We start from the raw sequence: 2,856 nt of genomic DNA, 5'->3' as shown, positions 1-2,856 counted from the left end.
TATTATCCGTGACAAGATTGTGAAATGCCCTGATGAGGCTTGTAACTGGGTACAGTTCCGCACCGTCTGCGGTGTACAAATCAGTATCGAAAACATAACAAGCCTTGTCAATAAAGGCAAAACCTCTCTTATCAAAGGAATGACAAGCAAAGCCGGAAAGAAATTCGATGCGTACATCGTACTGAAAGAAAACGCCGAAAGTTCCTTTGAGTTTGAGAAAAATAAAAGCACAAAACGCAATGGAAAATAAACCGTCAATCGTACCCAAAGAAATCAGGAACCTGATTTATACCATCCGAGGCAAACAGGTAATGTTGGATAGTGACCTCGCTGCCTTATATCAAGTAGAAACAAAGAACCTGAACAAAGCCGTTAAAAGGAATATTGAGCGATTTCCTGTATCATTCTGCTTTCAACTGACCGAAGAGGAAGTTGAAAACTTGAGGTTCCAATTTGGAACCTCAAGTTTGAGTTACGGCGGAAGACGTTATTTGCCCTATGTTTTTACAGAACAAGGGGTCGCAATGGCTTCTGCTATACTCCGTTCAGATATAGCGGTTAAAATCAGTGTTGAAATTATGGAAGCCTTTGTAGAAATGCGAAAAATGCTTATCAGCAATGCCGCTTTGTTTCATCGTTTGGATAATATAGAGCTGAAACAATTAGAAGCCGACCAAAAATTTGAAGAGATTTTTAAGGCTTTGGAAAGCGATAAGCTCCACAGCGAAAAAGGTATCTTTTACAACGGGCAGGTTTTTGATGCCTATGCCTTTGTTTCCGATATTATCCGAAGTGCCAAAATCTCTATTATCCTGCTTGATAATTACGTGGATGATACGGTGCTTACTTTGTTGGGTAAACGTAAAAACAATGTAACTGCTACAATCCTTACCAAAAGCATCAGCAATCAGCTACGGTTAGATTTACAACGCTACAATAGCCAATATCCTCCCGTAGATATTGAGGTTTTCTCCGATGCCCACGACCGATTTTTGATTATTGATAATGCAGAACTCTACCATATAGGGGCATCACTCAAAGACCTGGGCAAAAAATGGTTTGCCTTTTCGAGAATGGATATTGAAGTCGGCAGGATGCTTCAAATATTGAACAAGCCATAAAAGAAGCCCTCCGAAAATTCGGAGGGCTTCTTTGCTATTTTGACACTTAAAATACCCTTATCGTTTTTAAATTAGCTTTAGTAGTATTTCTTCTTTAGCCATAAACTTGCTCTTACTAATAATATCAGAACCGGAACTTCTACCAACGGTCCTATAACGCCTACAAACGCCTGTGGGGAATGAATACCGAAAACCGCTATTGCTACTGCTATTGCCAATTCAAAGTTGTTTCCTGTGGCTGTAAATGCGATTGAGGCGTTTTTGTCGTAAGGAACTTTTAGGGATTTATTGATAAAGAAGCTGACGAAAAACATCAGTACAAAATAGATGATTAACGGTATGGCTACTTTTACTACATCCATTGGCAACTCTAATATTTTATCTCCTTTTAAACTGAACATTAATACTATCGTAAACAGTAAAGCATATAATGTAATGGGCGATATTCGGGGTACAAATTTCCGGTTATACCATTCTATGCCTTTTGATTTTATCAATGCGTAACGGCTTATAAAACCTGCTAAGAAAGGAATACCTAAATATATCAATACGCTTTCGGCTACGTCTTTCATTGATACGCTTACATTGAAATTGGCTAATCCTAATTTGCTTGGTAATACGTTGATGAATAGCCAAACTAAGAAGCTATAAGAAAGTACCTGAAAGATACTGTTCAATGCAACCAACATAGCGGTATATTCTCTGTTTGCTTTAGCCAAATCGCTCCATACGATTACCATTGCGATACATCTTGCCAAACCTATCAGTATCAAGCCTGTCATATAATCGGGTTCATTGCGTAAAAACAAAAGGGCTAATCCGAACATCAGCACTGTACCGATAACCCAATTGAGCAATAAGGATATGCCGATTACTTTTTTATCCTTAAACGCTTGGGGCAATAATGAATAATCCACTTTTGCCAATGGTGGGTACATCATCAATATCAGACCTATTGCCAAAGGAACGTTTGTAGTGCCTACGGATAAAGCATTTGTAATTTTTGATATTCCCGGAAAGAAATATCCCAAACCTATACCTACTGCCATTGCAAGGAATATCCATAAGGTAAGGTAACGGTCAAGAAATTTTAGTTTTGGTTGCATTGGTTATTAACTGATTTTTGAAAAAACATAGAACATTTCCGTTGCTATCTGCAAACTTCTTTCTGCATATACCTTTGATTGCTCCGGTGTATTGTCCGATATTTTAGGGTCTTCAAATGTGACAGGTATTCTTTTTTCCGCACCTGCTATAAACGGACAGCCACCGTCTGCCTGCGAACAGGTCATAATGGCTGTGAATGCTGACACAGGATTGAAAGGGTTATGGTATTTTTTTGAAAATCCGATTATCGGCAAAGCATTATCGCTGTACTTTATGGCATATACAGGGTTATTGGTATCTGCTATTTTGAAAATATTAAATCCCTGTTCGGTCAATGTTTCTGCGACTTTGGGGAATAGTGCCGTTTCTTCTGTACCACCCGAATAACAATGTACGTTTGGAATATTAAAATGTGCGGACGCTACCTGTGCCCAAACCTGTGATAAATGGCTTCTTCGGGAATTGTGGGTACAAATGAAATTGATGTTAATATCGTGCCTGTCGTTTACTTTTTGCTGTACAAAATCTACTAACGGCTGTAATATCGTTTTACGTTCTTCGCTGATACTGTGAACGCCAATTTTGTTGTTAATGATTTCGATTAGTTTCTGATACATCATATTTTGTT

4 protein-coding genes are annotated in these 2,856 nt (G+C 38.4%); 2 read left to right on the top strand and 2 right to left on the bottom strand.

Annotation, left to right across the window (positions count from 1 at the left end; genetic code table 11):
* Positions 1 to 250, top strand: a 250-nt coding sequence (locus BGP15_RS02310; protein ID WP_286768600.1) for a topoisomerase C-terminal repeat-containing protein, incomplete at its 5' end; no start/stop codon positions are given.
* Positions 240 to 1,121, top strand: coding sequence for an ORF6N domain-containing protein (locus BGP15_RS02305; protein WP_286768599.1), 882 nt, complete (start codon positions 240 to 242; stop codon positions 1,119 to 1,121). The genes BGP15_RS02310 and BGP15_RS02305, both read left to right, overlap by 11 nt.
* 77 nt (positions 1,122 to 1,198) lie before the next feature.
* Here BGP15_RS02305 and arsB read toward each other — a convergent pair whose 3' ends face one another.
* Both arsB and BGP15_RS02295 read right to left on the bottom strand, forming a co-directional pair.
* The gene (arsB, locus tag BGP15_RS02300) at positions 1,199 to 2,227 is read right to left on the bottom strand and encodes an ACR3 family arsenite efflux transporter (protein WP_024566640.1); all 1,029 of its coding nucleotides are present in this window, start codon (positions 2,225 to 2,227) and stop codon (positions 1,199 to 1,201) included.
* 6 nt (positions 2,228 to 2,233) lie between these two features.
* Complete coding sequence (locus BGP15_RS02295; protein ID WP_286768601.1) at positions 2,234 to 2,848, bottom strand: low molecular weight phosphatase family protein; 615 nt, start codon at positions 2,846 to 2,848, stop codon at positions 2,234 to 2,236.
* Positions 2,849 to 2,856: the final 8 nt, after the last annotated feature.

It is taken from the genome of Sphingobacterium sp. 40-24 (genome assembly GCF_001899705.1).
Classification (GTDB): Bacteria; Bacteroidota; Bacteroidia; order Sphingobacteriales; family Sphingobacteriaceae; genus Sphingobacterium; species Sphingobacterium multivorum.
This window is presented reverse-complemented; position numbering and strand designations above follow the sequence as displayed.

Excerpts from the sequence above, each read along its gene's own strand:
- arsB (WP_024566640.1), bottom strand. The coding sequence starts at position 2,227 with ATGCAACCAAAACTAAAATTTCTTGACCGTTACCTTACCTTATGGATA.
- BGP15_RS02305 (WP_286768599.1), top strand. The coding sequence starts at position 240 with ATGGAAAATAAACCGTCAATCGTACCCAAAGAAATCAGGAACCTGATT.
- BGP15_RS02295 (WP_286768601.1), bottom strand. The coding sequence starts at position 2,848 with ATGATGTATCAGAAACTAATCGAAATCATTAACAACAAAATTGGCGTT.